17 protein-coding genes are annotated in these 23243 nt (G+C 69.8%); 5 read left to right on the plus strand and 12 right to left on the minus strand.

The features are described from left to right. Positions 1–18: 18 nt before the first annotated feature. Positions 19–831, minus strand: a complete 813-nt coding sequence (locus WMF43_RS16055) for a DUF3105 domain-containing protein (protein ID WP_437681247.1) — start codon at positions 829–831, stop codon at positions 19–21. A gap of 76 nt (positions 832–907) precedes the next feature. Between WMF43_RS16055 and WMF43_RS16060 the strand changes: the two genes are divergently transcribed. Next, entirely contained in the window at positions 908–1804 is an 897-nt protein-coding gene (locus WMF43_RS16060) for a diguanylate cyclase (protein WP_437681248.1), read from the plus strand. Positions 1805–1819: 15 nt separating this feature from the next. On the opposite strand, the gene WMF43_RS16065 is transcribed toward WMF43_RS16060, so the two are convergent. From WMF43_RS16065 to WMF43_RS16105, 9 genes are all read right to left on the minus strand, one after another. Further along, the gene (locus WMF43_RS16065; protein ID WP_437681249.1) at positions 1820–2926 is read right to left on the minus strand and encodes a hypothetical protein; all 1107 of its coding nucleotides are present in this window, start codon (positions 2924–2926) and stop codon (positions 1820–1822) included. A gap of 77 nt (positions 2927–3003) precedes the next feature. Then, positions 3004–3258, minus strand: a complete 255-nt coding sequence (locus tag WMF43_RS16070) for a hypothetical protein (protein ID WP_104980701.1) — start codon at positions 3256–3258, stop codon at positions 3004–3006. Between the two features lie 108 nt (positions 3259–3366). Then, positions 3367–4845 (minus strand): cytochrome c3 family protein, encoded by a 1479-nt coding sequence (locus WMF43_RS16075; protein WP_437681250.1) that lies wholly within the window; start codon positions 4843–4845, stop codon positions 3367–3369. 11 nt (positions 4846–4856) lie between these two features. Continuing rightward, positions 4857–6608, minus strand: a complete 1752-nt coding sequence (locus tag WMF43_RS16080) for a hypothetical protein (protein WP_437681251.1) — start codon at positions 6606–6608, stop codon at positions 4857–4859. 209 nt (positions 6609–6817) lie between these two features. Beyond that, entirely contained in the window at positions 6818–7513 is a 696-nt protein-coding gene (locus tag WMF43_RS16085) for a HEAT repeat domain-containing protein (protein WP_437681252.1), read from the minus strand. A 210-nt stretch (positions 7514–7723) separates the two neighbouring features. Further along, a complete protein-coding gene (locus WMF43_RS16090) occupies positions 7724–8542 on the minus strand; it encodes a hypothetical protein (protein ID WP_437681253.1) in 819 nt (272 codons plus the stop codon). 136 nt (positions 8543–8678) lie between these two features. Next, positions 8679–9329 (minus strand): outer membrane beta-barrel domain-containing protein, encoded by a 651-nt coding sequence (locus WMF43_RS16095; protein ID WP_437681254.1) that lies wholly within the window; start codon positions 9327–9329, stop codon positions 8679–8681. Between the two features lie 717 nt (positions 9330–10046). Then, positions 10047–11414 carry a signal recognition particle-docking protein FtsY gene (gene ftsY / locus WMF43_RS16100; protein ID WP_437681255.1) on the minus strand — a complete coding sequence of 456 codons (1368 nt, stop codon included), beginning with the start codon at positions 11412–11414 and terminating at the stop codon, positions 10047–10049. Between the two features lie 175 nt (positions 11415–11589). Next, positions 11590–13362, minus strand: coding sequence for a carboxypeptidase regulatory-like domain-containing protein (locus WMF43_RS16105; protein WP_437681256.1), 1773 nt, complete (start codon positions 13360–13362; stop codon positions 11590–11592). 399 nt (positions 13363–13761) lie between these two features. On the opposite strand from WMF43_RS16105, the gene WMF43_RS16110 reads away from it, so the two are divergent. Next, positions 13762–14574 (plus strand): HEAT repeat domain-containing protein, encoded by an 813-nt coding sequence (locus tag WMF43_RS16110; RefSeq protein ID WP_437681257.1) that lies wholly within the window; start codon positions 13762–13764, stop codon positions 14572–14574. Between the two features lie 94 nt (positions 14575–14668). After that, positions 14669–15538, plus strand: a complete 870-nt coding sequence (locus tag WMF43_RS16115) for a HAMP domain-containing protein (RefSeq protein ID WP_437681258.1) — start codon at positions 14669–14671, stop codon at positions 15536–15538. A 104-nt stretch (positions 15539–15642) separates the two neighbouring features. Here the strand turns inward: WMF43_RS16115 and WMF43_RS16120 are convergent, their stop codons facing one another. Both WMF43_RS16120 and WMF43_RS16125 read right to left on the minus strand, forming a co-directional pair. Then, the gene (locus tag WMF43_RS16120; protein WP_437681259.1) at positions 15643–16026 is read right to left on the minus strand and encodes a YraN family protein; all 384 of its coding nucleotides are present in this window, start codon (positions 16024–16026) and stop codon (positions 15643–15645) included. A 124-nt stretch (positions 16027–16150) separates the two neighbouring features. Then, positions 16151–16999, minus strand: coding sequence for a hypothetical protein (locus tag WMF43_RS16125; RefSeq protein WP_437681260.1), 849 nt, complete (start codon positions 16997–16999; stop codon positions 16151–16153). 635 nt (positions 17000–17634) lie between these two features. Here WMF43_RS16125 and WMF43_RS16130 point away from each other — a divergent pair. Beyond that, complete coding sequence (locus WMF43_RS16130; protein ID WP_437681261.1) at positions 17635–19302, plus strand: tetratricopeptide repeat protein; 1668 nt, start codon at positions 17635–17637, stop codon at positions 19300–19302. Between the two features lie 91 nt (positions 19303–19393). Then, positions 19394–23239: a hypothetical protein gene (locus tag WMF43_RS16135; RefSeq protein WP_437681262.1), complete on the plus strand. Its 3846-nt coding sequence runs from the start codon at positions 19394–19396 to the stop codon at positions 23237–23239. Positions 23240–23243 lie beyond the last annotated feature (4 nt).

Consider the following 23243-nt stretch of genomic DNA (forward strand, 5'->3'; position numbering starts at 1 on the left):
GCCGCCCTGTCAACCCAGTTACGGCCCCGGGGGACCTCCGCCCGCCGCGCCGGCCTCGGGCGCGGCGCCGTCGGGCGGGCCTGTGTCGGGCGGGCCTGCGTCGGGCGGGCCTGCGTCGGGCGCTGCGTCGCCGCAGCGGGGCGCGCTGCCGGCCGGGTCATCCACGTCGACGGCCGCCGCGTAGCTGCACGTATCCTCCGGGCCTTTCGCGTAGTTGTCCGCGAGGAACCGCGACAGCGACGGCGCGTCGAGGCAGGTCGCGGTGTACGTGGCTCCCCACGCTGCGGCGGCGACCGGGCTGTCCAGCGCGTCGTCGCGCGTCACGACGACGCGCGCCTCCGGCCCTCCGGGCGACGCGAGGCACCTCGGATCGGAGGCGGCCTCGCTCCGCACCTGGTCGAGCGCCGTCTTCACCTCCGCGCACCCGGACGAGGGACACCGGTACGCGAGGACGATCGCGCCGTGCTCGAGGCTGTGCACGTAGATCTCTCGCGGGACCGGCGCCTCGTAGCTCTTGTACTCGGCCCATAGGGGCCAGTGATCTCCGCCGCTCGGCGGGTTCGTCTCGTACTGGACGGGCGTGCACACGGACAGGTGCCGCGCGGGCGCCACGGCGATCCCCGTGCGGATGACGACCTTGCACTCGCGCTCGCCCGGGAGCGGCGGGGCGTCCGGGAACAACGTGACGGTCTCGGGCGGCTTCGGCTCGACCGCGGCGTCGCTCTCCTCGATCGGCGGTGTGTCCGACCCGCAGCCGCTCAGCGCAGCGCCGAGCACAGCTGCCGCCACGGTGGCAGCGAGGCGCATCTGCCCAAAACTGCAGCGCTCCATGGCGGAGTTCTATCACGTCCGTCCCGTAACGCGCGTTGCCCTGGAACGCCGGCTCTGGTGTACTTGGGCCCTCAGCGTGGCGAAGCAAGAGAACGATTTTCGGCAGACGCTCGTGACCTGCAGCTCGATCGCGCCGCCGGCGCCTCAGGTCGAGCCTGGCACGGCGTGCCTGGTCGTCATCTACGGCACGGAGCTCGGGCGCCGGATCGCGCTGAACGCCGGGGCGATCGAGTGCGGGCGCTCGATGCAAACGGACATCCCCCTCGACGACGAGGCGGTGAGCCGCCGCCACGCGCGCATCTCGTGGAACGGGATGAGCTACGTTGTCCGCGACCTCGGCTCGACCAACGGCACGTACGTGAACGACGTCTCGGTCGACGAGCGCGCGCTCCGGGACGGCGACCAGGTCAAGATCGGGCGGACCATCTTCAAGTTCATCCAGGGCGGGAACGTGGAGCTCTCGTACCACGAAGAGATCTACCGCCTGATGACCTTCGACGGGCTGACGCAGGTCCACAACAAGCGCTCGTTCGACGTCGCGCTCGAGCGGGAGGTGTCGCGCGCCTGCCGCTACCATCGCCACCTCTCGCTCGTCATGTTCGACATCGATCACTTCAAGAGCATCAACGACACCCGGGGACACCTCACGGGCGACGCCGTGCTCCGCCAGCTGGCCGCGCTCGCCTCCGCGAACGTCCGCCGGGACGACATCCTCGCCCGCGTCGGCGGGGAGGAGTTCGCGCTGCTCGTCCCGGAGATCGCCGTCGACGGCGCGCGCCACATCGCCGAGAAGCTGCGCGCCCTCGTGGAGCGCACGCCGTTCCGCTTCGAGGAGGGCGAGATCGCCGTGACCGCGAGCTTCGGCGTCGCCGGCATCACGCCGGACGCGCCGGTCTCGCCGATGGAGCTCTACCGCCGCGCCGACGAGCGGCTCTACCACGCGAAGAAGGGCGGCCGGAACCGCGTGATGTGACGGGCTCCGGCGCGCTCAGGGCGCGGCGGCGGTGCAGTCCCGCGTCTTGGCCCCGTCGAGGATCCACGCGGTCAGGATGTCCATGCCGTCCACGTGCGGCACGAGCAGCGGATCGTTCGGGTCCTCGGCGAAGAGGCGGAACGACTGGTTCGACTTCGGGGGCGGCATCGGCAGCCCCATGACGAACGCGCCGCGGAGCCGCTCGATCTCCGCGCGGACCTGCTCGGCCTGGTCGGGGCTCAGGAGCGGGTCGACCGCGTTCTGGCCCACGATGATCTTGTAGAGCAGGTAGCTGTTCCCCGGGTCGCCCGGGTCGATGAGCGGCATGGCCGTCCCGAAGCGCTCCGGGTTGTGTTCGCCGACGTGCGCGCGCTCGCCCGTCTGGGTCTGGTGGGCGGCGTGCCCGATCGCGGTCGCGTGGAGCGGATCGAGCCGGTTGAACATCGCCCCGACGTCCAGGTTCAGGCCCACGGCCGTGTCCGCGTCGCCGTGGCAGCCCGCGCAGGCCCAGAGGTACAGCGCCGCGCCCCGCACGCACGTCGTGCAGACCGGATCACTCTCGCACATGCCCGCGACGCACTCGAGGTCGCGCTGGCAGAAGAAATCGCCGCTAGGCGGCCGCTCGGGCTGCGTCTCGGGCGGGTCCATCGCCGCCACCGTGAACTCGATCCGCACGTTCTGGGCGAGGGGCGCGCCGTCGAACGCGCGGATGCCCGCCGGCGCCGCCTCGTCGACCGGCGCGAGGACCGTGAGCGCGTACCGGGTGCCCGGGAGGAGGCGCGGCATCCCCTCGACCTGGCGGAAGGTGACCTCGCGCCGCACGGGGTTGTACGACGGCGACAGGGCGATCGGGTTGAGGCAGTCGGCGTATGTCGTGACCTGGGTGGCCAGGTCGCCCGACAGGCACACGGCCTCGTGGCCGAGCGCGGCGCCGACCGCGCTCGGCAGGAGAAAGCGGTCGAACTTCAGGACGAAGCTGGCGGTCGACAGCACCGTGGTGGCGCCGCTCGGGTCGAGCGGGGTGCGCACGGGCTGGTAGTTCTGGTCGAGGCTGGTCGTCGCCCGCGCCTCGATCAGCCGGACGGGGGGGCCGTCGATCGGCTGAACCGCGGGCTCTCCCACGTCGCAGCCCGCCGTGGCGAGGGTCGTGTGGAGGCAGAGGGTGAGGGGAGCGAGGCGGGCCGCGGCGGCCGGCCCGCTCAGCTTTCGGAGTAGAGCGAGAGCTGCTCGCGGACAACCTTCTCGTTGACCCCGGTCTGGATGTGCTCCTTGAGACAGTCGGCCAGCGTGATCAGCATGTCGTCGACCCCTTTCTCCTCGATGAGCTTCGACAAAAGTTGCCGCGCTTCCCGCCCGTCGTCCTCGCGGAGGAAGCCCCGCACCGTCTCCAGCGTGATTTCCCCCTGGAAATCGAGATAGAGGTTGTCGATGAGGTACTTGATCAGCTCCTTCACGCCCGTTCTCCTTGGCGTTCGCGGCGTTCGTTAGGGAAGCCGCGCGCACTTCGCTATACCCGTCGCTGGAAGGCCAGGGCAAGGAATATACTGACCGGTTTTGTCTTTTCATTGGCAACGCTTCAGGAACGTGTCGCCCGACTGATGGCACACCAGGCACGGCCGCGGGTTCCGGGAGAACGCTGTCTTGCACTTGTTCTCGAAGCCGAGCGGATGCGGGTTCAACCCTTGCCCGCCCGAGAGCCCCCGGGTCGCGTGGCAGGTCGCGCAGTCCCGCTCGGTGTGGCAGGAAACGCACGCGTTCAGGTTTCTCTCGGCTTCCCAGGCGTGGTGTTTCGCGCTGCGCGGCGCGGTGGTCCACTCCGCCGGCGGGGGGTGGAAGCGGCGCCCCGCGGGCCGGATGCCGCTCGGCGCGTCGCGCGCCACGCCCGTCCGCCGGTGGCAGTCCGCGCAGAACGTCTGCTCTTGATGGCACGTCACGCAGCGCGGGTTGTCCTGCCGGGCGGCCTGCGGGTGCATCGAGAGGAAGTCGTTCGGGTGCACCGAGCGCGGACGGATCTTCCCGTCGTGGCAGTCGGTGCAGTAGTTCTCGGTGTGGCACGTCCCGCAGAAGGCGCTGTCGTTCGCCGCGATCTGCTTGTGCCGCTCGAGCCAGTCCGGCGTGTGCCCCGCGTTGTGCAGCCACCGCGGCGGCAGCAGATCGCCCGTGGCGAACGCGGTCACGAGCAGGCCGTCGGGGCGCGTCAGGTGGCACGTCTCGCAGTCGCTCTTCGCGTCGCCCTGGGCCGGGCCGGTCATGTTGTGGCAGCTGAAGCAGCCCGCCATGCGGGGGAGCTGCTCGCGCGTCGCCATCTCCAGCTTGGAGACCTGGCCGTGGCACTGGCTGCACTTGATGTTGCGATCGACGTGCTTCTTGTGCGGGAACCGGAGGTTCGCGTGCGGAAGGACCAGGGGCGCCACCTTGCCGCCGGCGCCCGCGTTCTCGCCGATGTGGCAGTAGGCGCACTGCCCGTTCTCGTTCGTGCCCGCCTTCACCTGGGTGAGGTCGGAGTGATCGACGTCATGGCAGTTGTCGCAGGTCTGGCCCGGGCTCGGCAGCAGCCGATCCGACACCGCGCCGCTCGTGTAGGCCCCGGCGTGGCACGACTTGCACGTCTGCCGCAGCCCCTGGACGTGCTTCTTGTGGTTGAAGCGGATCGTCAGCGTCTGCGGCGGGTAGATCTCGTCGCTCGGCACCGGCGTCGCGCTCGTCCCGGGCGGCATCCACGCGAGCGGCACCTCGGCGTCGCCGGGCATCGGGTGCAGGCCCGACGTGTACCCGCCGCGCGGCGGCTTCGCGGGCGCAGCTTCGTCGCCCTCGCCCTCGCCCTCGTCGCCCCCGCCTTCGTCGCCCTGCTCGCGCTCGTCTGCGGCGCCGTCGGCCGCCGCCGCGCTGGCGGCCTGCGCCCGAGGCTTCGGCTGCGCGGCCGCCTCCGGGCCCACGACGGCGAGCGCCAGCGCGCCGAGGCACGCGACGATCGCGACCCACCCGGGGACGAACCTCGCGTCGCTCCGCCGCGCGTCGCGCCGATCCTGCTTTGCATCCATCTGCTGTTCGTTCACGGCGCCACCCGCAGGTTCACGAGGCCGACGACCCGGAAGCGCTGGCCCACCAGCCGGTTCATGTCGTGCTCCCACTCGATCTTGAAGTCGGCGGCCTCGCCCGGCCGGTACCCGGCCCCGAGGACGTACCCGAACGAGGTCGCGCCCCGGTCGGGCCGGAGCGGATCCTCCCAGTTGTACAGCGACACCCGCGCCCCGAGCGCGTACCGCTGCCCGCTGAGCCGCTTCTCCGCCCCGAGATCGGCCCCGGTCCGGCGCCCGCGCTCCCCGGTCTGCAGCATCCCGCGGAGCTCGACCGAGGTCGTGCGCGTGCGGTAGCGGCCCGCGAGGTTCGCCAGCACGTCGGTCGTGATGCTCGCGGCGCGGTTCGCCTCGTCGCGCGCGTAGTCCTCGAGGTCGTCCTCGCCTGCCGGATCGAACGCCGTCTGCCCGATGCAGTCCGGCCCCTCGCCCATGACGTCGCACTGGCCGATCCCGAACTCCTCCGGGTTCCCCTCGGCCATCCAGAGCCGCGCCCCGCCCCAGGCCGAGAGATCGACCTCGCGGGTGATGTCGACCGACGCCCGCCCCGTGATCGTCGTGACGGGATCGTGGGTGAACCAGTTCCAGATCGAGTCGGCGTCGAACGTGGGAACGAAGTAGTCGACGTCCACGCCCAGCGTGACGCGGCTCCCCGCGTAGACCTCCAGGCCGCCGTAGGCCGAGCCGACGAGCTGGCTGTAGAGGTCATAGCTGAAGCCGCCCTTGATCCCGCCGAGGTCTGCCTTGTTGATGTCCGCGGCGTACCCGAGCCGATCCTGCGAGATCCGCAGGCCCTTGAGCGTCCGGAAGCCCCCGCCTGGATCCGGGAACTGCTGCGTGATCGCGGTCCCCGTGTTGTAGACGCGCCGGTAGGTCAGCCGGCCGTGCAGGAAGCTCGGGCCGGCGCTCTCCAGCGCGACGCCGAACGCGGGCGCCGGCTGGGCGTACTGGTACGACGGGAAGTCGGCCGCGGTGTCGGGCTGGGTCTTGTCGCGGCCGAAGCCGACGTGGGTGCCGCGCCAGACGCCTTGCCGCTCGAAGCGCGACGTCGAGAGCGGCAGGCCGCCGCGCTGCTCGAGCCCGCCGTAAGCCTCGATCCGGAAGAAATACGGCGTCGTCACCCGGACGAGCGCGCCGTCGAACGACCACCACCCGAGCACGTCGCTCACGTACTGCCGGCCGACCCGGAAGCCGAGCCACCCGCCGGCGACGTTGCGGCCCTCGGCGTAGGCGTACATCAGATCGAGCGGCGCCTCGCGCAGCCCCGGGATGAAGCGCGAGCCGCCGGCGATGCTGTAGTCGGTCTCGCCGCCCGCCTCCGCGCCTTCGAGGTGGCCATTCACCCCGAAGTCCGCGTCGAGCCGGAGCCGCATGGTCACCGAGTAATCGGCCTCGCCCGGCGTGAACTTGCCCTGGAGATTGTAGACGGCGAACCCCAGCGTCTGCATGAGACGCCGTCGCTCGATGTTCGTGTCCCCCCAGGGGCTCGCGACCTCGTAGGCCTGGGCGGCCGTCGTGGACTCGATCTCGAAGTCCGCCGCGGCCGCGCCGCGCGGCGAGAGCGCGGCCCCGAGCGCGCAGGCTCCCCCGAGCGCGGCGGCCGGCGCGGAGCGCCAGGCCGCCCCTCGCCGCCCGCCCGGCCGCGGCGCGCGCGGTGCGTCGGAAGAGGGACATTCCTCGTGGGGTCGTGACGGGAGCGCCGCCACCGACGAGCGGTGCTCACTCACGGACTCTGCGCTCGCTTTCCTCGTGTGCAGGCCGGTCTGCGCGGCCCTGCGCTCTCTGCAGCCACGCGGGCTGAACAAGCATGGTGCGGAGTGTCGTCCACGCGCCGCGATGCTGTCAACCCGATGCTGGCCGGGCGATCACGCGATCAACACGCCCGCAACAACGTGCCCGCAAACGTGCCGGCAGACGTGATCGCAAGCGCGGCCGGTCAGCCGTATCCCGCGCCCTTCCGGAGCTTGCCGTCGGGGCCCACGCTGAAGCCGTTCGAGTCCTGGAGCGCCTGGTTCGTGCTGCTCCGCAGCTCGGTGGGCACCGTCCAGCCCCGGCTCAGCAGCCCCTCGGCGACCTTGTTCTTCACCCGGACCGACTCCTCGTCGGCGAGCATCTTCACGAGCGCTGGCACGCTCGCCTCGTTCCCCTGGGCGAAGATCGTCTGCACGGCGTGGAACCGGACCGTCTCGTTCACGTCCTCGAGGAAGCGCTCCACGGCGACCCGCACGTCATCGCCCTGGATGTCGCCCAGCGCGACGATCAGCTGCTGCTTCGGCTCGACGTTGCGCGCATACTCGGTGTCGAAGCGCTCGAGCAGGCGGACGAGCTCGATCCGGTAGGCGGCCTCGTCGAGCAGCTCCCGCAGGATCTTGAGCGGCCAGGTGAGCGCCTCGGCCTTGAGGCAGAACTCGACCACGGCCGGCACCGCGTCCTTGCCCGCGTCGACGATCCCCCGGAAGGCCAGATCTTTCTCTTCCTGATCCGTGATCGACGGGTCGATCGAGAACGTGAAGCGCCTGAGGAGCGCCGCCGCGGCGTCCGCGTTCTTCATCGCGGCGAGCGACTGGATCGCGTCGAGGCGATCGTACGTCTGCGCGCGTTTGTCCGCGACGACCTTGGCCGGCCCGGCCACCTTCTTGTCGGAGGCGGCCCCTCCAGCAGGAGGGCTGCTTTTGCGGAGAAAATCGAAAATACCCAACGCTGACCTCTGGTGGCTGTCCCGCCGCCGCGGTCCGAGCTGCCCGGCGGTGCCGCCGGCGGCCCCCCGCGGGAGGCCGCGCCTGCGGCTCCCGGCGGGTGGGCTTGTCCGCCCGAGCTGCCTCGGGCGAGCCGGCGCGGCCGACTACTCCGTCGTTTTGATGGCGGTGGGGAATTGAATGCTGAGGCTGACCGTGACCATGCTGGTGAAGTGGAACTCGCGATCCTTGTCGTCCACCTTGTTGTCCGGGAAGGCCTCGTCCGTCCCGAACCCACCGTTGTCGAAGCCTGAAGTATTCCACGAGAACGGCAGGCCGCGCCACTCCACGCCGAGGCCGAGGAAGTCGCCCGGGTAGAAGTTCAGGCCGAGGCCGAACGTCGGCGCGAACGCGACCCGGCTCGCCAGCCCGAACGAGCTCTCGTCCGCGCACGGCGTCCCCTCCGCGCCGCACTGCTTGCGCTCCTGGACGCCGATGACCGCCGGACCGACGAAGAAGTTCACGTCGGTGTCGACGAACAGCTCGGCGAACAGCGCCAGCTTGCCGCGGAAGGGCACGAACGTCACCTGCGGCGCCGCGACCCACTGGATCCTGCCGAGCTGGTCCTCCGTGAGGTCGCCCCGCGTCAGGTTGACCTCCGTCAGCCGGCACGCCTTCGTGAACGGCCGGCTCGTGCAGTCGCGTTGGTCGATGGCCACGCGCTGGAGCTCGTCCGTCAGCCCGGTGTTGTACTGGAACCCATAGCCGCCCCAGGCACCGATGCCGAGCCAGTCGGTGAGGTGGTAGGTGAGGCGCATCCCCGGCATGATCGTGCGCCGGTACTCGTCCAGGAGCGTGAACGACGCGCCTGGAGCGACCTCAAACCGCCCCTCGCGGTGCAGCCGGAGCTTTCGCACGGCGGGCGCGCCGGCGAGAGGGCCCGTGAGCTGGATCTCCTGCGCCTCCGCGGGCGAGGCCGCCATCATAAGTGCACAGCCGGTAAGCCCTGCCACCACGGTGCAGAGGCCCTGGACGAATCGACGCATCATGCCTGTCCCCGTCTTTGGCTGAATCATCCCATGTCTCGCGCTCGGCGTCCGCGCGCCCTCACGTCCAAAGGCCTCACTTCGGCAGCCGGTATTCCCACGAGAACGGCAGGAAGACCGAGAACCCGACCTGCGCCGCCACGTTGTTGGTGAAGCTCTTGCCCTCGTCGAGCCACGTCTCCGGGTCCTGCTCTCTGCCCTGCACGACCCGCGGGTTCTCGAGCTCGTCGAAGAAGATGTAGTCGCTCACCTCGAACATCGCCGCGAACCAGCGGTTGAAGAAGATGCGGAGGCCGCCGCCGACGTGGAAGGCGAGCTTCGGCTTCCAGTCGAAGGTGCGGTTGTCCGGATCGACGACGGCGATGGGCCGCGTCGAGATCGCGCCGACGCCGCCCAGCACGTAGAAGTCGTAGTGGAAGATGAAGTCGCTGAACCCGGCGAACTTGCCGTACGCGGGGACGTACGTGAAGTTCGCGTTCGCGTTCCACTGATACTCGGTGATCGGCTCACCGATACGCGCCGCCCTGCTCGTCTGGAAGTTGAAGTCCGACGGCGTGTTCAGGCCCTGGTAGAAGTTGCCGTTGACGCCGATCGCGAGGACGTTCGTGAGGTACCAGTTGACGGCGAGCCCCGGGCCGTTGTGACCGACGAACTGGTCGTTCATCGTCAACCCGAAGTAAGGATTCACCTCAAAGCGGTGATAGCGCAGCGCGTAGATCTGCTGCACCGCGTAAGTCTCCGGGTTGAGCTCCCGGGCCGCTTCCTTATTTAAGTCGATCGTGGGGCAAGCCGACGGGTCAATCTTACAGATATCGCCGAGCCCCGCATCATCACCACCCTCAGCGTCCCCTTCGGCCCCGGCCTCGGGCGTCTCGGCTGCCTCCGTCCCCTCGGCGGGAGGAGTCTCTGGCTCGTCGAGGTTGATTTCCTTGGGTTGCTGATTTGCCTTTGGTTGAGCCGACGCCGTAAGCGGCACCGCGACCAGCGCAGCCGCAACGAGAAGCCCCACGCGAGCCTGGTTCATCGCCATCCCTTCCGAAGTCCGTGCGATGCGAGCATCGATCGCCCAGCTAGTATAGCCCCCAACTACTCGATTTTATTGAACAAATCGGCCAACCGCCAAGCCCGACGGACTATATCACGCCGAAAATCGAAGGATCAACAACCAAATCCTTTTGCCATCGACCCCCCGGCGAGCACGCCCATGTCGCGACCGGCGAGCCCGCGGATTCGTTGCAACTTCGCGGCTCGCGCGGAACGGCGCGGGGGCGCTGGCGGCGCGCGTCGACGGCGCCTCCGGATGGACGTGGCAGGGCTCGGCGGAGGTCCGGCTGCCCGGACCAGCGCCCGTTCTCTTTGACCGATGTCGTGGGGAGTGATTGGGAGCTGGGGTGGCGATCGGCCGACCGACCGCCGCCGTGCGCCGCCGCGCCGGCCGGTCGGCTCAGGCGGCCGCGTCTTCGGCGCCGCTCGCGCGGCCGAGCATGGCCTCGACGAACTCGTCGGGCTCGAACTCGCGGAGGTCCTCGGCGCGCTCGCCGATGCCGACGTAGCGGACCGGCAGCCCGTGCTCGGCGCAGATGCCGAGGATGACGCCGCCCTTGGCGGTGCCGTCGAGCTTCGTGAGCACGATGCCGGTGATCGGGAGCGCCTCCTTGAAGAGCGCGGCCTGCTGCATGGCGTTCTGCCCGTTCGTCGCGTCGAGCACGAGCAGCGTCTCGTGGGGCGCGCCCTCGAGCGCCTTGTTCATCGTGCGCGCGACCCGGGCCAGCTCCTCCATGAGGTTCGTCTTCGTGTGCAGGCGGCCCGCGGTGTCGGCGAGCACCACGTCGGCTCCCGTGTCCTTCGCCTTCTGGATCGCGTCGAAGATCACCGCGCCCGGGTTCGCCCCGTCCTTGCCGCGCACGACCTCGCATCCGACGCGCTTGCCCCAGACGTTGAGCTGCTGCACCGCCGCCGCTCGGAACGTGTCGCCCGCGGCGAGCACCACCGTCTTGCCCTCCGCCTTGAGCCGCGTCGCGAGCTTGCCGATCGTGGTCGTCTTGCCGACGCCGTTCACCCCGACCACCATCACCACGGTCGGCTCGGCCTTGAGCGAGAGCCCGCCGCCGGCGCCGACGCGGAGGATCCGCTTCGCGTGCTCGCGCAGCGCGTCCCAGACCTTGTCGGTGTCGGCGAGCTCGTTCCTGCTGAGCGCCGAGCGGATCTCGTCGAGGAGGAGCTCCGTCGTCTTCACGCCGACGTCGGAGGTGAGCAGCACCTCCTCGATCTGCTCGACGATGTTGGGATCGATCTCCTTCTTGCCGGCGAACAACGCCCTGAGCCGGCCGAAGAAGCCCTCGCTCTCCCGCACCTTCGTGAGGCCCTTGCGGAGCCCCTCGATGTCGCGCTTGCGCGCGGCCGGCGGCGTGGTCTCCCGCGCCGGCCTCGCGGCCGGCTTGGCGACGGGCGCCTCGACCACGGGGACGGGCGGAGCCTCCGCGACCACGGGCGCGACCGGCTCGGCCGCGGGCGGCGGCACGACGGGCACCTCGACAGGGAACGTCGGCGCCGCGGGCGCCTTCTCGACGACGGGCGCGGGCTTCTTCGCTTCCGCCGGGGGCGCCTCCTCCGCCGGCGGCTTCGGCTCCGGCGCCGGCTTCTTCTCGGGGCGCGGCCTCTCGGTCGTCTTGGCTTCGGGCTGCTTCGGCTTCTCGCGCAGCTGCTTCGGTTCGGGGGACGCTTCGATCTCGGGTGGTGCCGCCTTCTTCGTGACGAAGTAGACGATCGCGGCCACCACGACGAGGCCGACGATAATTAGGGCGATTTCCACGTTGGCGTTCTCCGGCGGGGGAGCCGACTATATGGGACGCTCCCCATACGTCAACGTGCGCTCGCGGTGCGGCCCCATCGGGGCACCGAAAACGGCGGGTCGGCGCGCCCGACCGCCCCCGCCGCGCGGGCCGGATCCGGCCTCCGCGCGGCGTGGTAACGCGCGCCCGCCCGGCTCACGACGTCAGCTGCGGGGCGCCCGGCTTCGGCTCGGACGCGCCGAGGTCCTGCTCGATCCGCTCGTCGACGGGGTCGGGCCCGAACGCGGCGTGCTCGATCCGCGTCGCCCAGAGCTCGACGTCGTGCTGCTGGTTCCGGCTCGCCACGCGGCGCACGTGCCCCGGGGTCGGCTCCGACGGCCCCTCGAAGGGCGCGCCGTGGCGCCGGGCCCAGCGGACGAGGCGATCCAGCACGGCGCGCCGGCGCGTGATCAGCGCGACGCCCAGCTGGCTCGGCGGCGGCAGCGGCTGCTCGTAGCCGCTGTGCGTGGGCGCGCGGACGACGAGCCTCGCGTCGCTCCGGTGCGGCGCCTCGATCGAGAACGCGCCGACGTCGTCGCTCAGCGCGCGCGCGACGACGCCGCTGCCCTCGAACGCGGGCACGACGATCGTGAGCTCGGCCTGCGCGATCGGCGTGCCGTCGTGGGCGTCGGAGACGACGCCGCGCCAGCCGGTCGCGTGCTCGCTCGGCCCGAGGACCCGCACGCCGGCCTTGCCGGGCGGCGCCGCGGGCTTGTCCTCCGCGGCCCCCGGCGCCGCGGTCTTCGGAGCCCGCCGCCAGCCGCCGAGCACCCAGCCCGCGATGGCGAGGACGACCGCGGCGAGCGCGATCTGCCGCCACACGCCGGGGCCGGCGATCGGCGCGTCGACGGCGAGCTCCGGGCCCGGGATCCAGAAGGGCGCCGCCGGCACGTAGCGCAGCGTGAGCGGCACGGTCCCCTCGCGCTCGGCCGTGAACGCGGCCACGACCCGCGCCTTCCCGCCGGCCACGGGCGCCGCCCCGACGGACTCGCCCGCGCGCAGCGCCTCGACCACGCCGCCGTCGACCGGCCCGCGCGACGAGGTCACGTCGACGTCGATCGGCACGCCGTCCTCGGCGCGCGCCGGCTCGAGGGGGCGCGAGAGCGCGAGCGTGACCTCGGCGTAGCGGACGACCGCCTGGCTGACGCTCGCCTTCGCGAGCACGGCGCTGCCGTCGAAGCGCGCGCGCAGCGCGCCCTGCCCGGGGCCGGCGAGGCGCTCTGTGGCGAGCTCGAACCTCGCCCGACCGTCGCCGCCGGTCTGCGCCTCCGCGAGCTTCTCGCCGCGCTCGTCCTCGAGCGCGACGGTGAGCCGCTCGCGCTCGAACGGCGCGCCGCTGGCGAACCCGCGCGCGCCGCTGCGATCGATCCGGAGCGCCACGGTGACGTTGACGGAGGGGCGATCCAGATCGATCGCGTCGACCGGCGGATCGATGCGGAGGATCACCGGCGCGAGGGGCGCCGCGAGCGCCTCGATCGGGATCTTCGCCTCGGCCGGCTCGTAGAGCGGTCCTCCCGCGAAGCGGACGCGCAGCGTCGCGTCCGCGAGCGGCGCGCGCCCCCGGAGGCAGAACCCGCCGCGCTCGTCGGTCGTGATTGCGTACCCGCCCTGCGACGCGCGGTGCTCGCGCGCGCCGGCGCCGGCCGGCGCGCACGCCTCCGCCGCCGGCAGGTCCACCGGCGCGCCGCCGCTCGTGACGGCGTCGATGGAGATCGGCTGCTCCGTGATCGCGCTCCGCGCGTCGTCGACGACGCTCCCGTGCACCACGAACCCGCCGGGCTCGTTCCACGCGACGGCGTCGATCTGCGCGCTTCCCCGCACATGGATGCGGAGCTTCGCACCTTGCGGCTGCGCGTGCGCCGTGAGCGCCGCGGCGAGCGCGGCCGCCGCGAGGAGCGCCCCTGGAGCGCGTCGTCTCAAGCCCTGCATCGCCCGCACGCCTCCGGCGCGTCGCTCGTCATGGTCGCGCATTATTGGCCACGCGGGCGGCGCCCGGAAGGACAAGCGGCGCCGCCGCGGCGACGAGCTCGAGCTCGCTCGGCGCGAGCTTCGGTGGACGTTCGCGACGTTCGCGACGTTCGCGACGTCTGCCGAAGGCCCGACACGAGAGGATAATGAAGCGGCCGTGGTAGTCCCGAGCCCCACATGTTTTGCGCCTTGAAGCCCCGCGAAGAAGCGGCGTCAAACCGTTCAGTTCGGCGGCTGGCAGCAGCGAGGAGCGAGCGAATGCAAGGCAAAAGTGCGAGCGTGTGCGCACCAAAATTCGATTGTCGACCCGATCATCCGATCGCCACGGCGACGATGCGCTCGTGTATTGTCACGAGTGGAATGCGTCGGCCCTCTCCTGCGCTCGTGCTCCTGCTTTTGACGCTCGTACTCTCGCTGGTGCCCGCGAGGCTCCACGCGGATCAGAGGACGAGCCGCCTGGCCGAGCAGCTCAAGGCCAACGAGGACTACCGCGTCCGCACGCAGGCCGCGCTCGCGCTCGGCGCCTCGGGCGACGACGCCGCGGTGAAGCCCCTCTGCGACGCGCTCGCGGACAGCAACGCGTCGGTCAAGGTCGCGGCGGCCGCGGCGCTCGGCAAGCTCGGCAAGCCCTCCGGCCTCCCGTGCCTCCAGCGGGCCGAGGCCCGGGAGCAGGCGCCGGCCGTCAAGTCGCAGATCCAGAAGTCGATGGCGGCGCTCTCGGCCGGCGGCGGCTCGGCGCCGCCGCCGCCGACCGCGGACACGAAGTACTACGTGGCCATCGAGGTCACGAACAAGACCGGCCGCCCCGAGGGGGAGATCGAGGCGATCGTCCGCTCCGCGATGCAGACGAAGATCCTCTCGCGGCCCGGCTACGCGGTCGCCCCGAAGGGCGAGACGGTCGCCCAGGGGAGGAAGATCGTGAACGACAAGAAGCTGAAGGGCTACTACCTCCTCGCCACGGTCGAGCCCGCCGCGTACCAGAACGGCAACCTCACCCAGGTGGTCCGCGTCAGCATGTGGACCTATCCGGCGAAGTCGCTCCAGGGTGAGTTCGCGCCCAAGCTCACGCAGAGCGGGACCCCGCAGAAAGACGTCCAGAGCGAGAACATCTTGATGAAGATGTGCGTCGAGAGCGCGGTCGACACCTTCCACAAGATCGCCGCCTCGATGTGACGCACCTCCGCCGCGCGATATCGGCTCTGCTGCTCCGCTTACTCCGTTTTCTCCGCCACGATCATCGTCATCTCCAGCCAGCTTCGAGGTTCCCATGAGCGACGCTTCCACCACGGCCCCGCAGACCTCCGCGCCCGAGGTCAGAGCGCGCTACCAGCGGAGCGCGCGGAACTACCTGATCGACCAGAGATTCCAGCTGAAATACACGGGGTTCCTCGTGGGGATCAGCCTCGCGCTCTCCGCGGCGCTCGGGATCCTCCTCTGGAACGCGAGCTCGAAGATCATCGAGCAGAGCCGCAGCGCCGTCGAGCAGGGGCAGCAGACCGTGCGGCAGGGGCAGGAGACCGTGAAGCGCGGCCAGGAGGTGATCGTCCAGAGCCGGCGCGTGAGCGAGGTCGTCGCGATGAACATCGCGAAGGAGTACAAGGACGACCCCGAGCTCTCGAAGACGTTCGGCGAGGCCGCGCAGCGCGACGAGGCGAAGCTCAAGGACGAGCAGGCGCGGCTCGAGCGCGACGCCGCGGTGCTGCAGCAGCGCGCCGAGGCGCTCGGGCGGCAGGCCTCCGAGGTCGCGCACAACCAGCAGATGCTGCTCCGCCTGATCGTCGCGCTCCTGTCGCTGCTCGTGATCGGCGTGGGCATCGCGGGCATCATCTTCACGCACAAGATCGCCGGGCCGATCTTCAAGATGAAGCGGCTGCTCCGCCAGGTGGGCGAGGGCAAGCTGGTCGTGCGCGAGCGGCTGCGCAAGGGCGACGAGCTCCAGCACTTCTTCGAGTCGTTCGAGAAGATGGTCGACGACCTGAGGGCCCGCCAGCAGGCCAAGATCGCGACGATGGACGCGGTCATCTCGAAGCTCGACGCGGAGGCGCGCGCGCAGGCGGAGCCGAAGGGCAGCGAGCCCGAGGGCCTCGCGCAGCTGAAGCGGCTCCGCAGCGAGATGCAGGAGCAGCTCGACGCGTGAGCGCGTGAGCGTCGAGCTACGCCGCACGCCGCACATCGCACGCCGCGCCCGCGCTCGACGTGGACGCGGCCGCCGCACATCGGGCAGCCGTGTCCACGTAAAACCTAAAAGGCGGCCTTCACGATCTCGACCGCGGCCTCGCCGCTCGGGAGGAACGTCACCGACGCGGCGTCGAAGCGCATCCGCTCGACGCCGCGGAGGCGCGAGAAGCGGGCGCGCCAGAGCACCTCACCGGCCCTCCGCACGCGGGCGCGCTTGCCCGCGTCGATGCTGTCGAGGGCGCGGACGTACGAGCCCGCGCCGCGCGTCCGCACCTCGACGATCGCGATGACCGCCCCGTCGCGGGCGATCACGTCGATCTCCAGCCGGCCGACCCGGGCGTTGCGCGCGACGATCTCCATCCCCAGCGCCGCGAGGTGCGCGACAACGGCGTCCTCGGCGCGCGCCCCGAGCGCCTTGCGCGCGTCCGGCGCGGCGCGCCCCGTCACACCGCGCGCGGCGTCCGGGCTGTCATGGGGGGTGGGAGCGTCGCTGGAGGGGGGCGCGCTGCCGGCCTGATCGGCCGGCGTTCGCCGAGGGCTGCGCGTCGCGCGGCGGCCGGTCACCCGACGCCTACGGGTTGCCTTCGCACTGCTCCGAGTCGTAGCGGCCCTGCACCTGGCCGCAGGCCTGCCCGTTCTCGAACTCGGACTTCTCCTTGATGCAGTACTTCCCGGTGATCTTCTCGTCGCCGAGCCCGACGTTCGGGCGGATCTCCCTGCATGCGAAGCCCTGCGGGCACTCGCAGAAGTTGAAGTTCGGATCCGGTTCCTCTCCCTCGGCGACGCCGCACCGGCAGGAGCAGTACACCGCCTGCTCGGCGTTCCGGTTCGAGTCGGGCGCGCACTGCCCGCAGACGGGCGACGCGACGGGGAGATCGGTCCCCGGCACGCAGCACGCCTTGCCTTCGTTCTCCGCGTTCGGCCGGCTCGGGTCCTGGCAGCCGGTGAGGCCGTCGCGGCAGACGTGCAGCTTGCACTGGCCCTCGATGCAGGTCCAGTCATCGCTGGGGCAGTCGCCCCCGGTCTCGCAGCGGCAGAACGCGCCCTGCGGATCGCACTGCCCGCTGATGCACTGCGCGGCGGCGTCCTCCGCCGGATCGCAGTCGGGCGCGTAGGTCGACGTCTCGACGCAGTCGGCGCACCCGCCCTCGCCGGGCTTGCAGATCGTGGGCGCCTGCTGGCCGAGGGGGCAGCTCACGCGCCCCTGGAAGTGGTTCACCAGGCAGATCCGCGTCTGGCACTGGAAGGACCGCGATTCGATGTTCTCTTCCGTCACCTTGAAGCCAGCGAACTGCGGATCGTACTCGTCTTCGGGCAGGCACGGATCGCCCACGCCGCCGCTTTCACATGCGGCGGGCAGGCTCGCCATGGCGACGACGCTGAGCAGGCCGAGCAGGCCGGACAGAATGGAACGGGTCATCAGAACGTGCTCCTTCGGCGGCGGTGCGCGCCTCGCCTCGGCAGAGGCGCGCGGACGGGAGGCAAGAAAACGCTCAAGTCGAGGTGCTCAAAGGCACAACGTCAGCGGTTGGACCCTAGACGAAGGGCGGCTGGAGCGTCAACAGGCGGATGGCCGCGCGTTTCGCCGAGGTGGGATGCCGGCCCGGGCCCGAGGCGTTCGACCCGGCCCCCCGCCGCGCCCTTGGTATTGAAACGGATGGGAGCGCCCGCCGGCGACCGACCCAGACGCATGGGCGCCGAGCGGGCGAACGTGCATCCGTTCAATAATTCCACCGTCGACTCCTACGCAGTGCGCAACCCCAAGGCCGACGCGGGGCCCCGTGTCTCAGGGCGAAATGGCGTGCACGCCTCCGGCTGGCATCGCTTGACAAGGCGCGCGCCACAATCCTACCATCCCCCGCCACGCGTAAGTATCCGTTGATTCTCATTAAACTTTTTGGTTCTCGACCGAGCTGCCTCGGGGGTCTACGGCGCGCGCTCCCCACGTGTGGGGCCGCGAACGGGGCGAAGGGGCCACGATCTTTACGTCGCCGAAAGCGAGGAACGACGATGCGGAACCGGCTGGCGAGTGTCTGCCTTGTAGCTTCTGCCCTGTTGCTCTCCCCCGCCGTGGGGCATGCGCAGGCCGGCAAGGGTAAGCCCGTTGCGGCGGAGAAGGCGGACGCCAAGGGCGGCAACAACCCCAAGAAGGAGATCAACCTCGACGACGAGGCGGACTCGGGGCCCGTCACCGCGGGGCAGATGACGGAGGAGGCCGCGCAGGGCAAGCGCCTCTTCGACGGCGAGCGGTGGAGCGACGCCGCGCTGCAGCTGAAGCGCGTGGTCGACGGCGACACCGGCGACGACGAGGGGAACCGGCAGATCGCGCAGTACCACCTCGCGATCGCGCTGTACCGGCTGCAGTTCTACCAGGCGAGCTACGCGATCTTCTCGCAGATCGCCGACAAGCCGAACCACCTCAAATTCAACGAGACGCTGCTCTGGCTGTCCAAGCTCGCGACGCAGCTCCCCGAGCCCGCCGACATCATCGAGCGCGTCGGCAAGTACAAGACCGAGCAGGTCGCGCGGTTCAACAACCCCCAGCAGCGCGACCTGTACTGGCAGCTCAACTACCTGCTCGGCCGCTACAAGTACCGGAACCGGAACTACGAGGAGGCGATCAGCCTCTTCGCCAAGGTCGACCAGAAGAGCAAGTACTACGTCCAGGCCCAGTTCTTCAGCGGCATCTCGTACGTGCAGCTGCGCAAGTCGGTGCCGGCCGTCAAGTCGTTCCAGCGGATCGTCCAGGCGATCGACGACGGCGTCGAGGGCGTCGAGGACGAGGCGCGCATGCGCGACCTCGCCTTCCTCTCGATGGCGCGCACCTACTACTCGGCGTCTGTCCGGCTCGACGACAACAACGTCCCGACGATCGACGCCGCGAAGCTCTCGGCCGCCGTCAAGTACTGGAACCGCGTCGACATCGCGAGCGAGTACTGGCTCGACAGCCTCTTCGAGCAGTCCTGGGCCTACTTCATGGCCGGGCTGTACCCGCAGGCCCTCGGCAACATCCACACGATCGAGTCGCCCTACTTCCCGAACTCGTTCTATCCCGAGGCCGACATCCTCAAGGCCGTCGTCTCGTTCACGATCTGCCAGTACGGCGACGCGACCACGATCGTCGCGAAGATGAAGAAGAAGTACGAGCCGATCAAGAAGGAGCTCGAGTCGATCCTGAACCGGTTCCAGGGGGAGGGGAACGAGGAGCGCTTCTTCCAGTTCCTGAAGGACGTCAGCGCCGGCAAGGCGAACCTCTCGCCGACGGTGCGCCCGATCGTCGAGAACGCCCTCTCGGATCGCCAGCTCCGCCGCAACATGGAGTACGTCCGCGTGCTCGACGAGGAGGACGCGCGCTTCAAGAAGGCGCCGGCGAACTTCCGCAACTCGCCCGTCGGCAGCGAGGTGACCGACGCGCTCGACTTCGCCAGGAACCTCGCGATCCGGAACGCCGGCACGCTCGGCCGGGAGCGGTACCAGCGCAACCTCGACGAGCTCAACGAGCACCTCCGCGACTCGTCGAAGATCCTCATCGACATCACCGCGGCGGAGAGGAACAAGCTCGACCAGCAGGTCGTCAGCGGCCAGCTCTCGAAGGAGGACGCGCTCACCTACGGCGTCGTCAAGCCCGACGACGAGCACGTGCTCTGGCCGTTCGACGGCGAGTACTGGCGCGACGAGCTGGGCTTCTACCGGCAGGTCGTGACGTCGAAGTGCAGCAAGTGACGGATATCTTAACGGCTCACCCCGCGGCGGGAGGCCGCGGGGCAGGCATCGCTTCCTCACGGGGGTCCGTGGCGGAGGGACGGAGATGGAGATGAAGCAGTCGAAGTTCGATGTACTGCATGCGCTCCGCGCGGCGGCAGGCACGCTGGCCGTGGCGGCGTGCGCCGTCGCGACGAGCCCCGCGTCGGCCGCCGACGCGTGCATCACGCAGCCGGCGAAGGACGCGATCGCCGCGTGCCCGGGCGGGAAGCTCCAGGTGTCGGCGGGCAAGAAGCCCCAGGTGAGCTTCAAGTCCGCCCCGCAGGGGATCCAGCTGAAGAAGCGGGACGACCTCACGAAGCCGGCGAACCCGACCGCCACCCAGGCGTCGGCGCAGCGCGACGAGCGGCGCAACCGCCTCGCCCCGAAGGTGAGGAGCCTCCTGGTCACGGAGATCCAGGGCCTCGAGGGCCTGTACTCGTCCACCCCCAAGAACGCGCCGGACCGGCCGAAGCTGATGCGGCGGCTCGCCGAGGGCTACGTCGAGCTCGAGTCGGCGGCGTTCCGCGACAAGACCGAGGGGCAGATCAAGGCCGACGAGGCCAAGCGGAAGAACCCGAAGGCGGTCGCCGCGATCAACGCCGAGGTCGGCAAGGCGGACAAGATCCTCGTCGCCGCGCGCAAGAGCGCGATCAAGTACTACACGCAGCTCAAGACGCAGTACCCGAAGTACTGCCAGAGCACCAACGCGGCCGACCCCGCGAAGAGCACGGGCTGCACGGACGAGGTCCTCTACTACCTCGCGTACGAGTACGAGCAGGCGCAGCAGCTCGAGGACGCGCGCAAGGTCTACTTCGAGCTCATCAAGAACTGGCCCCAGTCGAAGTACATCCCGAACGCGTACCTCGCGTTCGGTGAGCTCTTCTTCAACGAGGCGCAGGGCGACCCGTCCAAGTGGCAGCTGGCCGAGCAGTCGTACCTCGAGGTGACGAAGTACCCGCCGCCCGAGAACAAGGTCTGGGGCTACGCCCACTACAAGCTCGGGTACGTCTACTGGAACAAGGGCGAGTTCGGCCGCGCGATCAGCGAGTTCAAGAAGACGATCGAGTACGGCCAGCAGTATGCCCAGATGCCCAACGCGGCCCAGCTCGCGGTCTCGGCGCGTCGCGACATCGTCCCGGTCTACGCGCTCGCCGGCGACCCGCGGAAGTCCCACGACTTCCTCCGCCCGCTCAGCGGCGACGCGAGCGGCAGCTCCGAGAAGACGTTCAAGATGATGGACGACCTCGGGCAGAACTACCTCGACACCGGTCATTACAAGGAGGGCATCGAGCTCTACACCGACCTGATGACCCGCGATCGGGGCCCGAAGTACTGCGTGTACCAGGGGCACATCGCCGAGGCGACGCTGGCCATGAAGTCTGGCAACAAGGACCAGATCATGGGCGAGCTCGGGAAGCAGCTCGACGTCCACAACAAGTTCCAGGGCGAGGGGCACCCGGCGGACGCCAAGCTGAAGTGCTCGAACATCACCGCCGGCCTGCTGACCGAGACGGCGATGGCCTGGCACCTCGAGGCGGTGGGCTCGGGCGGCGTGCGCGGCACCGGCGACAAGAAGACGATGCAGCTCGCCGCGCAGCTCTACGACAAGGTCGTCAACAACTTCAAGCAGGAGCAGTTCGCCAAGTTCGAGTTCCCCCGCATCCTGAAGGAGGACTGGCCGAACATCTTCAAGATCAAGTACGCGATGGCCGACCTTCTGTACTTCCAGAAGGACTGGGCCAAGTGCGGCCCCGCGTTCGACTCGGTCGTGGCCGAGGATCCGAACGGCCCGCAGGCGGCCGAGGCCGCGTACGCGTCGGTGCTCTGCTACCAGAACATCTACACCGAGACCCACAAGGACGGCTCCGACAAGAAGGGGGGAGGCAACCTCCCCGATCCGGGCACGGGCAAGAAGGGCGACAAGGACAAGAAGGCGGAGAAGGCGAAGTTCCAGCCCAAGGAGTTCAACGAGAGCCAGAAGGGCATGATCACCGCCTTCAACCGGTACGTCTGCTACATCAAGCCGGCGGCGAACGACAAGGAGGCGCAGGAGCAGTACGTCGAGGTGAAGTACGCGCGTGGCCGCACGTACTTCGAGGCGCAGCACTGGGAGGAGGCCGCGCTCGCGTTCCGCGACGTGGCGCTGAACCACGCCGACAAGGAGGTCGGCATCTACGCCTCGCAGCTCTACCTCGAGTCGCTCAACGTGCTCGGCGCGAACATGGATCCGCCGCGTCCGTCCTGTTACGACGACATGGCCGCGGACGTGCCCAAGTTCATCGACCTGTACTGCAAGGGCGGCAAGGAGAAGGAGAACGCCGAGCAGTGCGGCATCCTGATCCGGATCCAGCGCGACATCGAGCGCCTGCGCGCCCAGAAGCTCGTCGAGGCGGCGGACGCCGGCGGCGGCGTCGAGGCCCTCAAGAACTACGAGAAGGCCGCCGTCGCGTACATGGACATGTGGAAGAAGTACGGCGAGGCCGCCTGCGAGGCGAAGCAGCCCGCCTGCGAGAAGAGCGAGGAGGTCCTCTACAACGCCGCGAAGGCGTTCCAGGCCGCTCGCCTCATCGCCAAGTCGATCGCGGCGCGCCGCATCCTGATCGACCCGAAGTACAACCTCCACAACACCGAGCTCGCGAAGCAGTCGATCTACGAGATCGGCGGCAACTACCAGGCGATCGCCGTCTACGACGAGGCGGCCAACTGGTACGAGCGCTTCGCCCGCGAGAACCCGAAGATGGACAAGGCGCCCGAGGCGCTCCAGGACGCGGTCGTGCTGCGGCTCGGCCTCGGCCAGGAGGACCAGGCGATCAAGGACGCCGACCTCTTCAACAAGAACTACGGCAAGGCGAAGCCGGCGCAGACCGCGCAGATCGCGTTCGCCATCGGCGCGCACTACATCGACCGCGAGGACTGGGATCAGGCGCGCCGGCGGCTGTCGACGGCGATGCCGCAGATCGATCGCAACGCGACCTTCGACATCCAGGTGCAGGCGCACGCGATGTACGCGCGCGTCCTCCTGCAGACGAAGAGCGTCACGCCGGCGAACGGCGAGTACAACAAGGTCCGGGGCTACTGGAAGGACCCGGCGGCCGCGCTGAAGAAGCTCGACGCGATCGGCGGCGAGGAGCCGGAGCGGCTGCGCCGGCTCGGCAAGGTGCTCACCGCGGTGGGCGAGGCCTACTTCCACTTCGCCGAGCAGAAGCGGAAGGAGGTCGATAAGATCAAGTTCCCCGAGTACAAGGGCGCCGGGACGCGCGAGGACGTCCTCAAGCACATCAACACCAAGGTCGCCGACTGGGTGAAGAAGAAGCGCCCGGCGATCGAGGCGGCCGACGCGGAGTACCAGAAGATCCTCAAGCTCGAGCCCACGCCGCCGCCGCGGTGGGTCATCGCCGCCGGCGCGCGCGTCGGTCAGATGTGGGGCAAGTTCGTCGCCGAGTTCCGGGCCGCGCCCATCCCGAAGGAGTGGAAGGGCCACGGCATGGTCCCGGGGACGGACGTCTCGTACGACGAGATCCGGGGCGAGTACTACTCGCGCCTCGACGAGGCGAGCGAGCCGCAGAAGCAGATGGCGAAGGGCGCCTTCAAGACCTGCCTCGATCTGTCGGTGAAGTACCAGTACTTCGACGACTACTCGCGGACCTGCGAGGTGTGGCTCTCGAAGAACTACGGCGCCGAGTACCACCTCATCGACGAATTCCGCGGCTCCCCGTCGCGGGTCAACTCCGGCCTGAGCGATCGTCCCGCGCCGCTGAACCTCGACGGCACCCCGTACCGTGAAGCCCCGACCGTCACCGACAAGCCTGCTGCGAAGAAGGCCGAGGAGGACGACAAGAAGGAGACGCCGGCGGCGTCCGGCGGTTCCAAGGAAGGCTCGGCGATCGAGCGGGCCACGACCCGATCCAAGAAGTGATGGA

The sequence above is a fragment of the Sorangium sp. So ce131 genome (assembly GCF_051519095.1).
Lineage (GTDB): Bacteria > Myxococcota_A > Polyangia > Polyangiales > Polyangiaceae > Sorangium.